We start from the raw sequence: 17,523 nt of genomic DNA, 5'->3' as shown, positions 1-17,523 counted from the left end.
ATCTGAGGACATCATGAAAGTTGTCGTGCTCGGTGGCGGGGTAGTCGGTGTGACAACCGCGTACCAGTTGCAGAAGGATGGCCATGAGGTCGTGATCGTCGAGCGGCAGCCTTTAGTCGCATCGGAAACCAGTTGGGGTAACGCGGGCATGATCGCGCCCGGGCATTCCTTTGTCTGGTCCTCGCCCAAAGCGCCGATGATTCTGCTCAAATCGCTGGTGCTGAAAGATCAGGCGTTGCGCTTCAAGTTCTCGGCGGATCCCAGGCTTTACAGCTGGTCGTGGCGTTTCCTGATGGAATGCACATCGGAAAAGGCACGCCGCAATACCCTGCTCAAGCATCGGCTTGCCGCGTACTCGCAACGCGTGCTACAGAATGTGATCGCTGAGGACGCCATTGAATACGATCGAAATGACCGCGGAATTCTGTATTTTCATCGGACGCAGGAAGCGCAGGATCGCGGAGTCGAACACATGAAGCTGCTGGAATCCGATGGGCAAGTCATCAGGGTTCTCAGCCGCGATCAGGTCGTCGCACTCGACCCGTCGCTGGCTTCGGCAAAAGACAGGATAGCGGGTGCCATTTACTGCCCGACCGATGAGACTGGAGACCCTGCGAAGTTCACCCGCGCCCTTGCGGAAAAGATTGTCGCGCGTGGCGGTACGCTTCTGACGGACACCACCATCGACGGCTTCGAAACCGCTGGGCAGGACGTGGTGGGCATAAGAACGAGTCGAGGCCTTGTAAAAGCCGACGCGTATGTGCTCGCCCTTGGCCCCTATAGTCCGGTTCTTGGCCGACGGATCGGCATCGATCTTCCGATCTATCCGATCAAGGGATACTCCCTCACGATTCCGATCGATGGCCGGCCCATGCCACCCTCCGTTGCAGTGGTCGACGAGCACAACCTGGTCGCAGTCTCGCGCTTCGCCGACCGGATCCGGGTCACCGCAACGGCGGAGTTTGCCGGCTACGACACGAGCCATAAGCCTTCTGATTTCGCGTTTATGAAAAGCGTGACACAAGAACTCTACCCGGCCGGCGCCAACTACGATCGCGCCGAAATGTGGGCCGGTCTCAGGCCGATGACGCCGACGAACCTGCCGTTTCTTGGGCGCAGGAAGTATCGCAATCTTTATCTGAATACCGGTCACGGTCATATCGGCTGGACCATGTCGCACGGATCGGCTCGAATCACGGCCGACCTGATCGCGGGACGAACCCCGGCGATTCCGATGGTGGGGCTGCTTTGCGACTGATGGCGACGCGTTTTTGCAGCCAAAACATGGGGCCCCAGCCGAACGATGCCAGCAAACTATTGCATCGACCGGTCGAATCCGCCGCGCATGACCCGTCGGTACACGTCGCGCTCAAAGAATTGCGACTTCGAGACGCGTTATCACGCGTCGGTCGCGATGTGTGACGGCATTGAAGTATCGGGAGACATTCCACCCTGATCTGTCAGACCGTTCGGCTCAGTATGGCATCATGAAGACGGGATTAAGCGGAGGCGGAAACACGGCAGCATGAAAACGCTGGCACGGCGAATGTCATCGCCAACGTAAACGCCGATTTCCTGATTGACACAAAAAACCTATATAGAATCGCAAGATGAACTCGAAGAATAGAACGGATGCAATGAAAATATTCGCATCCACCGTATGTTTAGTTTTGTTTTCAATATGGATAGTTTCTCTTAGAAAGGAAATAAACGCCGACGATGTCGTGTCATTCTCCCAAGCGAAAGATCTTATTGAGTTTGGCAGCCTGAGAGGATGGACTTACCCCGGTGCGCCATCGTTTTTTCCAGATATATTGCTATCAATACCATTTGAAATTCTTGCTCGAACTCCGTATTTTTTTCATCTGGTAACGGCGCCCGTTCAAGTACTGATATTTGTATTTGCATGCAGCCTTCTAACATCGAAGGAACGCCCTTTCGCCCAAACATACACAAATCTAACGATATCGTTAATCGCTATCGCGGCGAGCGGCCTGCTTGTGATCGGAAAAGACTTTTATTTTCTGATTGAAACGGTCTTTAGCTTCGAACATCACGGCTTCGCAGCGGTGCTAGCCGTAATCCTATATTTCTACGTAAAAAGCCATTTCAAGCTCACGGTCCTGAACAGTGCCGTTTTGGTAATCGTGATTTTTTTGCTCGGCATATCCGATCTTTATTTCGTTCTCTGGTTTGGAGCATTGTTGGCATCAGAGGCCATATTCGGCGAGAGAAAAAAATTCCTCGCCTTTACTGTGGCCTTCTCTGCTTTGGCAATATTTATCTTTCTTGTCTCGCTTGAAATTAATTCCTCGCTGACCATTCAGGCTAAAAATTCCGCGGCCGAGGATTATACTGATAAATTTAGAAATTTATTTCATATTGCCATAATTTTGTTTTTCATGATTTCTATTTTTATAAAAACAAAATCGTTCAAATATAGCAAATCACTGTGCGCAGCCGCCATTTTTTCGATCGCCGTGGTCTGTGCCGCCGGATTGATTCATAACACATATGAATTTCGCTATCTATCAATAACCTACATAATTTCTGCCTGGATGTTTCATGATCTGATAGATCGCTCAATTAAGATTAAAAATATCGTTGCCCTGACGTCGATAATATTTCTGGTCGCGCTCGTGGCAGCGCCGAAAATCCCGCAAAACGAAAACTTCCAGCGAGAAATTGATTGCCTGTCTCGCCGGGGGATAAGTGGCAGCACGGTTTATGCAGAGTATTGGCCGGCGAAGATCATATTCGAAGGAACAAATAGAGTTTTTAACTTGATACAGATCGATCGAGATTTAAACGAGACGAGCTGGAATTACAACTCAAGATGGAAATCACTGCACAACGACAATGGGGTCTCTTATTACCTGACCGACCATTTAAGTCATAATGCCACACAACATTTGATCGACATTAAAGGCTCTGAACTGATTTGTGACGGAAAGATCGTTACCGTAAAAGCGCAACAGTAGGATCTGACGGTGACCGTCACACCAGGGCTCGACTTTTGCATCTTAGCCGAGCGCGATAGCGGCCTGTCACGCGCAGTTTTTCGCCATCAGATCCACTGGAACGCTGGCGACGGTTGTGCGGCTCGTGTCGGGGTTGCTACGATCCACGCCCAGCTCAGAGCTTCCTCAAGCGCATCTGCAATTGCGGCCGAGTTGAGCGCCGCGTCAAGAGAATCGAATCTTCGGCTTGACCACACGGGTCAATTGTCGCCGCGAACGTCCTTCATCAAAGCCTTTTTAATTTGATCGGGCGCCATGGGTTGCCGGGCAGTCTGTCAGGATCGCACTCTCCCTACGTAAGCTCATATTACGATGCCGGGCCAAAAACGCTGCCCGGTACGGCGGCACACAGACCAAAAGGTTCAATGTCGACCCAGCTTTCGAATCCCACGTCACTCGCCTCAGCCTCCGACAAACCTGCCGCCGCGCGCATCGCATCACTCGGCTGGCTGCTCCCCTTCCACGCGCTGGTCTGGACGCTGGCCGCCTGGCTCGCGCGCGGCAATCTCGACATCCAGGGCGACATGGTCGAGACCTATGTCTGGGGCATCGAGTGGCAGGCCGGTTACGCGAAGCACCCGCCGCTTTCGTCGTGGGTCGCAGCGGCCTGGTTCAGCGTGTTCCCGCACACCGATCTCGCGTATTTCGCGCTGTCGGCGGTGAACGTGCTGGTCGGCCTGGCCGGGATCGTCGCGCTCGCCGGGCGCTTCGTGCCGCGCCCGATCGCGATCATCGCTGGGCTTGCGATGGCGGTCTCGCCGCTTTACTCGAATCTCGCCATCAAATTCAATCCGAACTCGATCCTGCTGTCGGTCTGGCCGTGGACCGCCTACTTTTTCGTCCGCTACGGCAGCCGGGCAGCCGCCTCGCGCGCGGCGGCGCGGCGCTCGGTCTCGGGGCGTGCGCGGCGCTTGCCGTGCTGGGCAAGTACTTCACGATCGTGCTGCTGCTCGGGCTGTTGCTGGCATTGCTCGCGCGTCCCGCATGGCGTGCGCGCCTCGTCAGCGTCGATTCGCTGCTCGCGGTGGCGGCGGGAGTCGCCGTGCTGGCCCCGCACGTACACTGGATGATGGTTAATCATTTCCCGACGCTCGAGTATGCCGCGCAACGCACCGGCGGCACGCTTCTCGCCGCGGTCGGGCGCTTTGGCATCTACACGCTCGCGCAGATCGGCTATCTCGCGCTCAGTTTCGTTTTCGTGCTGTTGATGGTGCGCACGCGCGGGGCTGCGCGGCTCATGGCGCTGAGCGTTGTTCGGAGCGCGTCGTACCCGGATCTCTGGTGGCTCGCGCTGGGGCCACTGTTCGCGGTGGGCCTGCTGTCCGTGATCGGCAAGACGCAGATGGCCTCGGTCTGGGGCATGGCGCAGTGGTTCGCAATGGTGCCGCTCTGGCTTGCCGTGCTCGTGCAAGCCCGCTTCGAGTTCGCACCGCAGCGTGCCATACGCGTCATGGCGGTGTACTGGGCGCTGGTGCTCGCGGTATCGGCAGTGGTCGGCTACACAGGGGCGCGGCGCAATTCCGACGACGCGGCCGAGCCGCGCGCGGAACTCGCGGCAGCAGCGCAGTCGGTGTGGCAAGAACGCACCAGCCAGCCGCTGTCGATCGTGGCGGGCTCGACGCATGAGGCCGCTTCGATGGTGTTCTATGACGGCGGCCGCGCCCGCTTCTGGGATCTCGACTGGCCGGCGGCAACGCCCTGGCTCACATCCGCCGATTTCGCACGCCAGGGCTCGCTGATTGTGTGCCATGGCGACGACTCGGGCTGCATCGCGACGGCATCGTCGCTAAGCCATGCAGCGCCGATTGCGCTCGAGGTGAGCAAGACCGCATGGGGACGGGAGTTGCCTGCGCGCCCCTACCAACTGTTCGTGATCGTGCCGCAGTCGTGAGCCACGCGCATCACGCCGTACCGCGCCCGGCCGGTGTGCGCGATCCCTGCTGTACCGGGTCAGCCGCATCTGGCTGATCGCCCATCGCGGACAGATGCACGACGATCCAGTGCTGTTTGCCGCGAAGGACCGCGCGAGCTGGCTCATGATCGCACTTTGCGCGGCGTGTTTCTGGATGGCAATCTAGATGGGCGCCCTGCCGCGGCGCATCGCTGGGACACGGCGTGTTCATGGCGGGCGATCATGCGTCGGATGGCCCGCGCTCATGGCCGTCCTCTGCCCTTCTGCGATACGCTCGCAATCGCCCCAAAGGTGGCGCCGATGGCCTCGACTGCCTCTCAGGGGAAGATCGGCTCGTAACCTAACCGAGCGAGTGGAAAGAGGTACCATGAGTACGCCGTCGAACGCCAGGCTCATCCGTGCCTGAGCGTGTAACGTCTCTCTGGCTAGAGGTCCTGCCATGATCCTGTATCACACCGTCCCCGATTCGTCGGTCATCGAAATATCCGTCGAAGGCAAAATCACCGACCACGAACTGCGCGAAGCCATCGAGCGCATGCGTGGTGATCTTGAACTGAACGGTAAGACCCGCGTGCTCGAACGCATCGAGCATTTCAGCGGCATCGAGCCGAAGGCGCTATGGACCGACCTGACGCTCGGCGTCTCCGTCGCCCGCAAGGTCACGCGCGCCGCCGTGGTGGCCGACGCGGGCTGGATTCGCGCCTCGATGCATTTGGCCCGGTTCTTCACGAAGGCTGAAATCAAGGCGTTCCACGTCAACGAGCTGGAACAGGCGCGAGCCTGGATCAACGCCTGAACGTCGTCTCCGGCCGGCCGCATCGGGCGGAGGCCGGCCAGTTGGAGCCGCACGACTCAACATCAGAACTGTTACTGCCGAATCAAGGACACGGAGCGCAACGATCCTATGATGGAATGAGGCCGCGCGACACGCGCGGAAAAGCGCTAAAACATGTAGGAAAACAGGAGAAGAGGAGCACATGACGAAGCGAGTGATCGTGACCGGGGGCAGCGGCCTGGCCGGAAAATGGGTGGTCCAGAACCTGGTCGAGCACGGCTACGAGGTGATGAATCTTGATCGCGTGCCGATGGCGGCGCGCACGGCGCGCACGTTGATTACGGACATCACCGATGCGGGCCAGGTATTCAATGCGCTGGCATCGAGCACCGCGCCGGGAGAATTCGCCGACGACCTCGAACCAAAGCCGATCGACGCGATTGTGCATTTTGCGGCGATCCCTCGCATCATGATCACGCCCGACAACGAGGTCTACCGGATCAACGTGATGGGCACGTACAACATCCTCGACGCAGCGTCGAAGCTTGGCATCCGCAAGGTGATCGTGGCATCGAGCGAAACCACATACGGTATGGTGTTCGCGCACCGGGATCGTAGTCCGGAGTACTTCCCGCTCGACGAGGAATACCCGGTGAACCCGATGGACAGCTACGCGACGTCGAAGGTCATCAACGAAGTGACGGCGAAGGCGTTCCACGCGCGCACCGGCTCTGACATTTACTGCTTTCGTATTGGCAACGTGCTCGAACCCAACGACTACGCGAAGTTTCCGGCGTGGCTCAAGGATCCAGCACTGCGCAAGAGAATTGCGTGGAGCTATATCGACGGGCGCGATCTCGCGAACGCGTGCCGGCTTGCCATCGAAAAGGACGGCCTCGGCTTTCAGGTGATGAACGTCGCGGCCGACGACGTGTCGTCCGACGTACCTACCGCGGAACTGCTCCGACGCTACTACCCCGGCGTGCCGCTCAAAAAGCAACTCGGCGAGTTCGAGACCCTGCTCAGCAACGAGAAGCTCAAGCGCCTTCTTGGGTGGAACCAGCAACACTACTGGCGCGACGAAGCGAAAAAGATCGTCCAGTAAGCATGGCGGGCCGGCCCCCGGCCGGCCAATCACGCCGTGCGAGTCTTCATAAACTGCTTTGCAACGACGCAGACCGGCGCAATGGCGTCGTTCCTGCAGTCGGGTGGTGGGTCTCGGGAAGAATTGTCGAACAAGCCCGCAGCGAAAATTCTCCCTGCTACGTTCAGCCGCCGGTCAGCGAGTAGTCGTTTGCAGCAGGTCGCGCGCGGTGCTTAGCATGCCGTCGGCGATCTTTCCGGAATCGACCTTGTAGCTGCCATCACGCAGGGCGGCCTTGATCGACTCGACCTTCGCCGTGTCGCTATCCGAATCGCTGGACGTGTGCATCACCAACACTGATGAGAGATTAACCGTCGAATTCTGCGCGCCGGCAGCGCTGACTTGGTGCGCGGACTCGACGGCACCCTTCGCGTCGCTGTTGATCGTTGCGCGTTGCGGACCGTTCTGCGAAGCCGCGAGCGGAAAATTGCTGGATTCAATCTTCATGGTGTGTGTTCCCCACTGGTTGAGTCCTTTAACGGTTCAGCGTTTGAAATCTTCACCCTGCCGTGGGAAGCGGAACCGTGTCCACGTTTCGCCGTGAGCCGCTAAGCCTTGCCGGGCGGGCACTCTAGCCGCCTGCAGCAAATTGCAACAAAGTGTGAGCAATACAACACAACGGCTATAAGCTGATCGAAGCGTCGACCCGCTCCGAATCAAAGGCGCAGGTATGCTTGAGAACACGACGCCGCACCCCATTTTGCTTGCTGTGAACAAACGTACCCGCCGCCCCTTGCAGCCTCGATGGCCCTTTCCGCCTAGTCGCGATGTCGCTGGTCGCGCCTTTGGCGATCTCGTCGCGCTTCAATATTGCGGCGCGGACGTGTGGCTCTGGCGATGCCGATGCGGCGGCCATGTGACTTCCGCCCTGAAGACGGTAGAGAGCGGTGCAGTGCGTGATTGCGGCTGCCGTGAGCAGCGTCGCGTGTGGCGGTCGCGACCGGGCTCACCTGCGCTGAAGAGCGGCGAGGTTTTCGGCCAGCTGACGACCGAGCGGTACGCTGGCGATGGATTGTGGGTTTGCCGGTGCGACTGCGGTGGTGAGGCGACAGTTAGCGCCGGACGGTTGCGAATGGGCAAGGCGCGCTCGTGCGGCAGGTGCCTCGTCGCTTCGACTCACCGAGTGGCGTAGCGCCGGAACGGAAAATGTTCGTTCGACTCAGGTCAAGCGATCTACACTGCAATTCAACGAATAAGAAAAGATCGCCAGCCTTGGCTGGGTCTGGACGATCGTATTCCGATTTCGCTTTGATCAAGCGTAGTCCGTACATGCTCCCCTTTCTGTCTGGAGGCGGTCATGAAAAAGGAGAGGAAGACAGCACGGCAAATTCTGTCCGGGAACCCTCGGGAGGTTATCTCAGTGGGCCCCGACGACACGGTGCTGAACGCGTTGCAGTTGATGGCCGACAAGGACGTGACGACGGTGCTGGTGCTGCAGGGCAGCAATCTGGTTGGCGTGCTGTCTCAGCGCGACTACGCCCGCAAGGTCGAGGTGCTTGGCCGCAACGCCGCGCACACCAGGGTTGGCGACATCATGACCACCCAGGTGCTTTATGTGACGCCCGAGCATACCTGCGATCAATGCCTCGCGTCGATGCATACCCGGCGGATCCGGCACCTGCCTGTGATCGAATCCGGGCGCGTCATCGGCGTGCTTTCCGACAGTGACGTGCTGGAGGAACTCCTGCAGGAGGACGAGCATTTCATCAGGATTCTCGAGGACGACATGCTCCATCTGACCATTGATACCGGTGGCGCCTATTAGCCAGTCGCGCTCGAATCAGGCGAGGTGAAACGTGAGCACGCAATCAACCGCGGGGGCGCTTTCACCGGCCATCCTTTCCCGCTCGTCCGGCAAAGTGGCGTCGGCGCGCGATGCCGTGCGCCTGATCCGCGACGGCGATACGGTCGCGACGGGTGGCTTCGTCGGCATCGGCTTCGCCGAAGACATCGCCATTGCCATCGAGGAACTCTGTACGGCGCATGACGAGGATACGTTAGTCACCCTCCCAAAGCCCGCCAACCTCACGCTAGTCTATGCGGCCGGCCAGGGAGACGGTAAGGAACGCGGACTGAACCACCTGGCGACGCCGGGACTCGTCAAGCGCGTCATCGGCGGACACTGGGGCCTCGTGCCGAAGCTACAGCAGCTTGCGGTGGATAACCAGATCGAGGCGTATAACCTGCCGCAGGGCGTGATCAGCCACCTGTTTCGCGACATTGCGGCCGGAAAGCCAGGCCATCTCTCCCGGGTCGGCCTCGGCACCTTCGTCGATCCGCGCTTCGGTGGCGGCAAACTGAACGAGCGCACCACCGAGAATCTGGTCGAGTTGATGCGGATAGGCGACGAGGAATATCTGTTCTACAAGGCCTTCCCGATCAACGTCGCGATCGTGCGCGGCACCACTGCCGACCCGGAAGGCAATGTGACCATGGAGCGCGAAGCCCTGACACTGGAGGCTCTCGCGATCGCCATGGCCGCGCACAACTGCCACGGCCTCGTGATCGTCCAGGTGGAGCGCATCGCCGAAAGCGGCTCGCTCAATCCGCGACAGGTCAAGATCCCCGGCGTGCTGGTCGATTGCGTCGTGCTGGCGCCGCCCGAGAACCACCTGCAGACCTTTGCCACACCATACAGTCCGGCGTACGCCGGCGAAATCCGGATCCCCGCGAGCAGTGTGGCGCCGATGCCGATGAGTGAGCGCAAGGTGGTCGCGCGACGCGCGGCAATGGAACTCCAGCCAAACAGCGTGGTGAATCTCGGGATCGGCATGCCCGAAGGCATCGCCAGCGTCGCCAACGAGGAAAGGATCCTCGACCTGATGACGCTGACCACCGAGCCCGGCGTCATCGGCGGCATTCCTGCGGGAGGCTTGAACTTCGGCGCGGCGACCAATGCGCAGGCGATCATCGATCAGCCCGCCCAGTTCGATTTCTATGACGGTGGCGGGCTCGACGTCGCCTTTCTTGGCCTCGCCCAGGCCGATCGCATGGGAAACCTCAATGTGTCGAGATTCGGGCCGCGCCTGGCCGGCGCCGGAGGCTTCATCAACATCAGCCAGAATGCCAGGAAAGTCGTGTTCGTCGGCACTTTCATGGCGGGCCACAGCCAGATTTCAGTCGTCGACGGCAAGCTGCGGATCCACCGTGACGGCACCGCCAGGAAATTCATCGAGGAAGTCGAGCATCGCACGTTCTCTGGCCCGTATGCGGCGGCAATGGGCAAGCCGGTCCTCTACATCACCGAGCGTTGCGTGTTCGAGCTGGGCGCCGAGGGCATGGAACTCATCGAGATTGCACCGGGCGTCGATCTGGAGCGCGATATTCTGGCCAGGATGGACTTCGCACCGATCCTGCGTTCGCCGACGCTGATGGACGAGCGGATTTTCCTGCCTGAACCGATGGGCCTGCGCTCCAATGTTTTGCGACTGCCGCTGGAAGCGCGCTTCATCTACGACGACGACAAGAACATCATGTTTCTCAATTTCGCGCGCCTCGAGGTGAAGCGTCCCGACGACATCGCGGCGATCCGGACTCAGGTATGCCGCGTCTGCGAACCACTGGACCACAAGGTTTATGCAGTGGTGAACTACGAGGGTTTCGTGTTGGACCCCGCGCTGGAGGACGCGTACGTCGAAATGGTCGAGGATATGGTGCAGCGCTACTATCTCGGCGTAACACGCTTCACTACCAGCGCTTTCATGCGCGCCAAGCTGGGTGGCGCCCTTACGCGGCGCGGGCTGTCACCTTATGTCTATGAGACGGAGGCGGAAGCGCAGGTCTACCTGCGCGAACAGTCGTCAAACCGCTGAATCCGGCTTGCATCGTGATCGCGGCACCGAAGGCCGAGTGCGCCCGCGCCGGGTTCTGTCGGACCCTCGATGTCAGTGCCCTGCCAGCCAGCGCAACTGAGGCCCCGGATATGCCGCGACCCACGTGCCGTTCGCGCTGAAATCCCACGTCGGACCGAAGCTCGCCGGCTCGAGCAACTGGGTGTCCGTGAGTCCGCTCGAACTGGCCACCGCCGTGCCCGAACCGACACCCGCCGCCGCCGACGACGATTGGCTGTTCCAGAACACGTTCGCCGCGATCCGGCCGCTGTTCGTGCCCGCGATACCGCCCATCGTCGAGTTCGCGCCCGCCGTGAGTCTGGACGCGGCATACGACTCGCGGATGAAGCCCGTATTGATGCCGACAAGTCCGCCGATAGTCGCGCCGCCGTTCAGGAATTCGTATGCATACGATCGGGTGATGGCGCCATGGTTCGTGCCGACGAGTCCGCCGACCGTGCTTTGCGCACCGGCTGTAGCGCGGCCGATCGCGAAAGACTGATCGATGCGACCGTCGTTCAGGCCGACGAGCCCACCGATCTGGCCCGCGCCGTTGATGTTCACGCCCGCCCACGAGCGCTCGATGCGTCCAAAGTTCTCGCCGACCAGGCCGCCGGCCACCGTGTTCGTGTTGCCCGTGGCATCGATGGTGCCCGTTGCGCCGACGTTCACCATGTGTCCGTAGTTGATGCCAGTCAGCAAGCCGACCGTTCCTCCCGAGGATGTCGCGGTGCCGTCCGCGAGCGTGAAATTGCGCACGACGCCGCTCTTGCCGATCACGCCGAAGAGTCCGGTATCGGCCGCGCTTGAGAGACGCAGATCCGCGGGGAGATGCCCCATGCCGTCGAACTGACCGGTGAACGGATTCGCGGCGGTGCCGATGCCTCCGAACTCCGGCGCACCCGCGAATTCCAGCCCCCTGCTGCCCAACGCATAGTTGCCGGAGAGGTTGTTATTCACCGCGCTCAGGTCCGTCATGGAGTTGACGAGCTGATAGGCCGTGAACTGCGTGACGAGCCCAGTAAACGGCGCGGGGTGCCACGATACGTTGGTGTACACGGTGCCGGGCGTGTAGCTGCCGTTCATGTCGTACAGGCCGCTGACGATGCCCATGCTTCGCGACCAGTCGATCGTGCCCTGGTTGGTCAGACTGCCGCCATTGTCGAAACCATAGGTGTCGGCGGACAGCGTGAGCGAGCCTGTGCCCCTATTGGCGATGGTCGCCTGCGGTGCGATCGTCAGCGAGTGCGCCGCGTCGAGCGTCAGGGAGGAGGCTCCGTGCCAGCGCACGCTCGCTTCGATCGCGATGTCTCCCTCGCCGGTCGCCCCGAGCTTGCCGTCCGCGCCGTTCGCGAGCACGGAGATGGACGCGCCGTTGCTCAGACTTGCGCCGAGCGTGTTGGCGGTGGGGACGTCCGCGGTGAAGTCCCCCGTGGTGATGTTCCATGCTTTCGCCCGCACATCCGCGCCGCCGACCTTGACGTCCTTGCCGGACATGTCGAGCGTGCCGCCGCTGCCGTCCGCGTTACGCGCGCTGATTTGCGCGCCGCGCGCATCGACGTTGCCGGAGTTGACGACGACCCCGTTGACGGGGGTGTTCGCGACGAGCCAGACGTGGCCGTCGCGCGTCGCGGTGCCGGTGGCGCGCAGGGCGCCCGAATGACCCGCGAGCGCGAAGATATTGCCGTCGGCCGCCTGCACGTTGATGATCGCCGCCCGTACCGTGCCTGAGTTCGTCACCGTGCCGCCGCTTCCCACCTCCACGAAGACTTGTTGAAAGTTGCCGTCGAAGAGCCGGACCTGACGGCCTGCGACGAGTTCGGCATTGCCGTTCGGCGCATCGATCGTCCCTGCGTTCGTGACCTTGCTGGCCGATATCAGGAACACGTCCCCACCCGACGAACTGATCTTGCCGAGATTGACTACATCCGCCGTGGAACTGCCTGTGTAAGCCGAGCCACCGAACACGGGCGGGTTGAGAAAGACATCGTTGGGGACGTCGAGCGTCGACGCGACGAAACGCCCTCCCGTCGACACCACGCCGCCTGGCCCGATGAGCACGCCATGCGGATTGACGAGGTAGATGCTGCCGGTGCCCTTCAGCGTGCCGTAGATCGCCGACACATCGTTACCCGTCACGCGATTGAGTGTCGCGCCCGTGCCGTTGTTGATCGACACCGTGCGGCACGATCCGATCGAAAAACTGTTCCATTCGATGATGCCGCGCGAGCCCGCTTGCGTGATGCTCATGCCGGCATCGTTCTGAGTGATGCTTCCCGAGCCGGCGACGAAATGCCCGCCTTGCGGCACGGTACCGGCCGCGTACGCGACGTGCGTCGTGGAAAGTCCGGTCAGCGAAATGACGATGGCAAATGAAATTCGCACGCTTGCATGACGGCGTTGCGATCGACGTTGCCGCAGCAGAGATGGCCTTCGAGTGCTCATACATCCCCCTTCCACGCTCGCGCGAAACGGCTGCCAACGACCCGAGGAGCCGACCGGAAACGCGTGAGTCGCCGCGTATGAAGATTAGCAGTTCGCCTCGTCGCCACTTAACGACCGTGGCTGATTTGGTCGATATTTCGGCCCGAAACGTTGTTGCGCGACCGGGACGGGATTACCGTCGCCTTCCATCTTGATAACGATTTCAATGCAAGTTTGAAATACCGTTATTACGGCAGGTTATTAAGTGACTGGTTTCAAGCGCGGTCGACCACCGTCAAGCCCCCGTGCGGCGGGCCTTGCAGCCTGGCGGCACCGTGCGCGCCCGGAGTTGCCATCGAGCAGCGCGAACCTTGCTGGGCAACAGCCGCAACGCGGCATTTCGGTATACTCGCGAGCTTTCCCAAAAACGATTATTCGCGGCCCTCCTCCCGCGCAGCGACCGCCGTTTCATAGGCGTGCCGCCCTCGCGCGACAAGCGTGCCCGCCCTGCTCACCATGTCCGATCTCTCTACGCCGTTCAGCGCGCCCCGCCGTCTCGTCAACATCAATCCGAAGCCGCTCGCCGTCGCGCTCGCGCTCGCGCTGGTCGTGCTCGGCGCGATCTATCTCGCGCAGACCGTCAGCGTGAAACAGGCCGCGCTGTACGTCCTCGGCGCGCTGCTCGGCGTCACGCTCTATCACGCCGCGTTCGGCTTCACGTCCGCATGGCGCGTGTTCATCGCCGACGGCCGCGGCGCCGGCCTGCGCGCGCAGATGCTGATGCTCGCGATCGGCGTGCTGCTGTTCTTCCCCGCGCTTTCCGCCGGCACGCTATTCGGTCATCCGGTCGTCGGCGAAGTGTCGCCCGTCGGCACGTCGGTCCTGATCGGCGCGTTCATGTTCGGCATCGGCATGCAGCTCGGCGGCGGCTGCGCCTCCGGCACGCTGTATACGGTCGGCGGCGGCAGCACACGGATGGTGGTCACGCTGATCGCGTTCATCATCGGCTCGGTGATCGGCACCGCGCACATGCCGTTCTGGTCCGCGCTGCCGCATCTGCCGCCGATCTCGCTCGTGCAGACGCTCGGCGTCGGCCCGGCGATCGCGCTGAACCTCGTGGTGTTCGCGGCCATCGCCGCGCTGACCGTGCTGATCGAAAAGCGCCGTCACGGCCGTCTCGTCAGCGACGTGGATCGAGCCCCGAACGCATCGCCGTGGCTGCATGGCCCGTGGCCGCTCCTCGCCGGCGGCGTCGTGCTCGCGATCCTCAACTTCGCGACGCTCGCGCTGTCGGGCCATCCGTGGGGCGTCACGTCGGCGTTCGCGCTGTGGGGCGCGAAGGCGTTCTCCGCGATGGGCGTCGACGTCGCGAGCTGGCATGTGTGGAGCACCGGCCCGAACGCGGCCGCCCTTGCCGCACCGATCAGCCACGACGTGAAGTCGGTCATGGACATCGGCATCGTGATCGGCGCGATGGTTGCCGCTTCGCTCGCCGGCCGCTATGCGCCGGTGTGGCGTCTCCCGCTGCGCTCGCTGATCGCGGCAATCATCGGCGGACTGATTCTCGGCTACGGCGCACGCCTCGCGTACGGCTGCAATATCGGCGCGTACTTCAGCGGCATCGTGTCGGGCAGCCTGCACGGCTGGCTGTGGCTCGTCTCGGCATTTTTGGGCAACGTGGTCGGCACGAAGCTGCGTCCGCTGTTCGGCCTCGCGGTCGAGCGCGTCAAGCAGACGGGCTGCTGAGCGGGCGGCTTCGGCCGCCTATCGGGCGGGGGCTGCGCTGCCGGCCTCCCTTGCACCCGTCTGAAGCCGTCGCGCGAGTTCGTCAGCGATCTGCTCCGCGCTTTTCCTGACCGCCGTCTTTTCATCGCGGCCGGACAGAACGACCTTCGCGGCGATCACGTAAGGGTTGAGCTTGATCACCGCGCCCGGCATATCCCTGCTCGCCCCCTCTTCAACAGTTTGATAGAGCGGCGGTAACTCCGGCGTAGCCAGGTTATCGCAGGAAACCGCGACCTGAAACTGGCTTTGGCCCGCGCCCATACCCACCATCGCGCGACGCAGCCGATTACCCTCATCGACACTGAGAAAAACGCCGCGCACCTGCCAGCCGCCGTGGGGCAGCGGTTCACCCGGCGTGACGCGGCGCGCGTCTACTCCGGCCTTCTTCAGATCGTCCGTCAGAGATTGCGCCATCAGCGCAACCATGTCTCGCGCACGCGCCTGCGGATCCTGCTGCTGACGCAGCGGGCCCTCAGGCACGAGATTGTCCAGGATGCCTCGCGCGCGGTGGCCTGGCCCGCTGTCAGGGGCGATGTTCGCGGCGTCGAGATCGAAATCGGAGACATAGACGACCGGCGGCGCGACAGGAGCCGCGAGCGCTGCCGACGAATCCGCGGCCAGACATCCTTGCGCGCTGGCACACACGTACGTCGCCAGACATACCATTCGCACCCATCGCAACACCATTGCGCACCTCCACGCTGATCGCCTGGGTACTAGTTGCATGGCAGCGACGAAATACGGCATTCATATCGCGGCCGTTCATCCAGCTTAGGTCTTTCAGAAGCGCACCCATGGCTTGATCGTCTGCATCGCGATCTGAAAATCCTATACTGGGTCGGTGCGGTTGCTGACTTCGCGCCTTGTCTGCACATCCGTTTGCACGAGTCCAATCGTCCGACATGACGCCCCTGAAACCCGGTGGACCGCGCGTTGCGTCATCTGCCTGACAGAACGGAAAACCAAGCCATGCTGACGATCGACGACATCCGCGCCGTGCCGCTGTTCTCGACCCTTCCCGACAGCGAACTGGAAATCCTCGTGCACGCGTGCGCCGACCTGCATCTATGCGCGGGCGAGTTCGCGGTCCATGAAGGCGGCGAGCGCGCGTTATACGCCGTGCTGTCGGGCAAGATGGAAGTCATCAAGACGTTCGACGGCATCGAGCGAACCTTGGGCTGGCGTCTGCCCGGCACGATCTTCGGCGAAGTGCCGCTCGCGCTGAGCTCACCGTTTCCGGGCGCGTATCGAGCGGCCGAGCCTTCGCGCGTGATGCGGGTCGACGCGCCGCAATACTATGCGCTCGCGGCGGCGTCGCCCGACGTGGCGTTCAAGATGGGCGCGCTCGCGCGCGAACGCATCGGCGGGCTGCAAAGCCTTTCCGCCGAGCCGCCGAAGGCGCGCGTGACGATCGTCGGCAACCGTTGGGACAATGCGTGCACGCTGCTGCGTCAGTTCCTCGCGCGCAATCAGATCAGCGTCGACTGGCTGGCGCCGGATGCGCCCGAATTGGCCGCGCGCTGGCCTGGCACGTGTCCGACGGAAGGCGAGTGCCCCGCGTTGCGCCTCGTCGACGGCACGGTGCTGAGGCGGCCCGCGACCCGCGAGCTTGCGGGACTGCTCGGCCTCCAGACGCAGCCGCGTCTGGCCGGATACGACACGGCGATCATCGGCGGCGGCCCCGCGGGGCTGGCTGCCGCGGTATACGGCGCGTCGGAAGGTCTGCGCACGCTGGTGCTGGAGCGCGAGGCGCCGGGCGGACAGGCGGGCACGTCCTCGCGCATCGAAAATTATCTCGGCTTTCCCAATGGTGTTTCCGGCGACGAACTCGCGAGCCGCGCGCTGCAACAGGCACGGCGGCTCGGCGCGGAGATCCTCGTGACGCGCTCGGTCGAGCGCATCGATGTGCAGGCGCGGCGGATTCATCTCGACGGCGGCGACGCCGTGCACGCTCGAACCATCATTCTCGCGACGGGCGTCACGTGGCGGCGGCTTGCGATCGACGGCTTCGACCGCTTTATCGGCAAGGGGATTTACTACGGCGCGGCGCGCAGCGAAGCGAGCGCGACGCACGGCCTCGATGTCCATCTGATCGGCGGCGGCAATTCGGCCGGCCAGGCGGCGTTGTACTTCGCCAATCACGCGCGCAGCGTGACGCTCGTCGTGCGCGGCGATTCGCTCGAAAAGGGCATGTCGCGCTATCTCGTCGAACAGCTAGCGGGCAAATCGAATGTCGCGGTGCGGCTGCGCTCCGAAGTCGTCGGCGCGCATGGCGATACGCATTTGACGGCCATCACCGTTCGCGATTCGACGAGCGACGCAGTGAGCCGACACGACTGCGGCGGTCTGTTCGTCTTCATCGGAGCGGATGCGCAGACGGAGTGGCTGCCGCCCGAAATCGCGCGCGATGTGCGCGGCTACGTTCTGACCGGCGATGACGTCGTCAAGGCCGGACGCTGGTCGCATCAGCGCGATCCTTCTCTGCTCGAATCCAGCGTGGCTGGCGTGTTCGCGTGCGGAGACGTGAGACTGAGTCCTGTGAAGCGCGTCGCTTCGGCCGTCGGCGAGGGCAGCATGGCGATTGCTTTCGCGCACAGGTATTTGCAGTCGGACGGAGCTTGAGTTCGTCGCGT

General features: G+C 61.9%; 12 protein-coding genes. 9 read left to right on the top strand and 3 right to left on the bottom strand.

The features are described from left to right. The first annotated feature begins 13 nt into the window (after positions 1-13). The 5 genes from OKW29_RS05550 (at position 14) to OKW29_RS05530 (ending at position 6,812) form a co-directional block, all read left to right on the top strand. Positions 14-1,258, top strand: a complete 1,245-nt coding sequence (locus OKW29_RS05550) for a D-amino acid dehydrogenase (RefSeq protein ID WP_429290273.1) — start codon at positions 14-16, stop codon at positions 1,256-1,258. 352 nt (positions 1,259-1,610) lie between these two features. Next, a complete protein-coding gene (locus tag OKW29_RS05545; RefSeq protein ID WP_429290272.1) occupies positions 1,611-2,981 on the top strand; it encodes a hypothetical protein in 1,371 nt (456 codons plus the stop codon). 404 nt (positions 2,982-3,385) lie between these two features. Further along, entirely contained in the window at positions 3,386-4,090 is a 705-nt protein-coding gene (locus OKW29_RS05540; RefSeq protein ID WP_429290271.1) for a glycosyltransferase family 39 protein, read from the top strand. A 1,281-nt stretch (positions 4,091-5,371) separates the two neighbouring features. Further along, a complete protein-coding gene (locus OKW29_RS05535; protein WP_184024102.1) occupies positions 5,372-5,728 on the top strand; it encodes an STAS/SEC14 domain-containing protein in 357 nt (118 codons plus the stop codon). Positions 5,729-5,909: 181 nt separating this feature from the next. Beyond that, positions 5,910-6,812 carry an NAD-dependent epimerase/dehydratase family protein gene (locus tag OKW29_RS05530; protein ID WP_184005658.1) on the top strand — a complete coding sequence of 301 codons (903 nt, stop codon included), beginning with the start codon at positions 5,910-5,912 and terminating at the stop codon, positions 6,810-6,812. A 174-nt stretch (positions 6,813-6,986) separates the two neighbouring features. Here the strand turns inward: OKW29_RS05530 and flgM are convergent, their stop codons facing one another. Beyond that, entirely contained in the window at positions 6,987-7,298 is a 312-nt protein-coding gene (gene flgM, locus OKW29_RS05525) for a flagellar biosynthesis anti-sigma factor FlgM (protein WP_429290270.1), read from the bottom strand. A gap of 850 nt (positions 7,299-8,148) precedes the next feature. Here flgM and OKW29_RS05520 point away from each other — a divergent pair. Together OKW29_RS05520 and OKW29_RS05515 are read left to right on the top strand one after the other, a co-directional pair. Continuing rightward, positions 8,149-8,616 (top strand): CBS domain-containing protein, encoded by a 468-nt coding sequence (locus OKW29_RS05520; protein WP_429290269.1) that lies wholly within the window; start codon positions 8,149-8,151, stop codon positions 8,614-8,616. Between the two features lie 31 nt (positions 8,617-8,647). Further along, a complete protein-coding gene (locus OKW29_RS05515; RefSeq protein ID WP_429290268.1) occupies positions 8,648-10,663 on the top strand; it encodes an acyl CoA:acetate/3-ketoacid CoA transferase in 2,016 nt (671 codons plus the stop codon). Positions 10,664-10,735: 72 nt separating this feature from the next. On the opposite strand, the gene OKW29_RS05510 is transcribed toward OKW29_RS05515, so the two are convergent. Next, on the bottom strand, positions 10,736-13,066 hold the full coding sequence (locus tag OKW29_RS05510; protein WP_429290267.1) for a filamentous hemagglutinin N-terminal domain-containing protein: 2,331 nt from the start codon (positions 13,064-13,066) through the stop codon (positions 10,736-10,738). A gap of 555 nt (positions 13,067-13,621) precedes the next feature. On the opposite strand from OKW29_RS05510, the gene OKW29_RS05505 reads away from it, so the two are divergent. Continuing rightward, positions 13,622-14,851 (top strand): YeeE/YedE family protein, encoded by a 1,230-nt coding sequence (locus tag OKW29_RS05505; protein WP_429290266.1) that lies wholly within the window; start codon positions 13,622-13,624, stop codon positions 14,849-14,851. An 18-nt stretch (positions 14,852-14,869) separates the two neighbouring features. Here OKW29_RS05505 and OKW29_RS05500 read toward each other — a convergent pair whose 3' ends face one another. Then, positions 14,870-15,577, bottom strand: coding sequence for a DUF4410 domain-containing protein (locus OKW29_RS05500; protein ID WP_429290265.1), 708 nt, complete (start codon positions 15,575-15,577; stop codon positions 14,870-14,872). Between the two features lie 282 nt (positions 15,578-15,859). Between OKW29_RS05500 and OKW29_RS05495 the strand changes: the two genes are divergently transcribed. Continuing rightward, positions 15,860-17,512: an FAD-dependent oxidoreductase gene (locus tag OKW29_RS05495; protein WP_429290264.1), complete on the top strand. Its 1,653-nt coding sequence runs from the start codon at positions 15,860-15,862 to the stop codon at positions 17,510-17,512. The last annotated feature ends 11 nt before the right edge of the window (positions 17,513-17,523 follow it).

The organism is Paraburkholderia sp. CI3 (assembly GCF_050436505.1).
In the GTDB taxonomy this organism is placed as follows: Bacteria; Pseudomonadota; Gammaproteobacteria; order Burkholderiales; family Burkholderiaceae; genus Paraburkholderia; species Paraburkholderia tuberum.
Note: the sequence above shows the minus strand (reverse complement) of the source record. Positions and strands in the feature narration are given on the sequence as shown.